This window comes from Anaerobacillus sp. 1_MG-2023 (assembly GCF_030547345.1).
Taxonomy (GTDB): Bacteria; Bacillota; Bacilli; order Bacillales; family Guptibacillaceae; genus Guptibacillus; species Guptibacillus hwajinpoensis_B.
Window position 1 is genome coordinate 1 of record NZ_JAUORD010000322.1, and the last position, 230, is coordinate 230.

General features: G+C 38.3%; 1 pseudogene. It reads right to left on the minus strand.

Annotated features, from left to right (window positions below):
• Window positions 1–230, minus strand: a pseudogene (locus tag Q4550_RS24315) (hypothetical protein); the annotation flags it as partial.

Consider the following 230-nt stretch of genomic DNA (forward strand, 5'->3'; position numbering starts at 1 on the left):
GAGTAAGGCTTGCTTCGTCTTTTCTTTATCTCGTCCAGTATCTACAGCTTCATTGGTTACTTTGTCACCTCGTGTGCGAAAGAAGTAATGTGTTCTATCTTTCGAACTTAAAGAAAATAATTGCCCAGGTTTATCTACAAACCATGTCTTCATCTCTTTAAATTTTTCAGAGTCTTTTACATGCCATCTAAGTGTTAGACCTCTTCTCCATCCTTCGAGCGCAACAACAT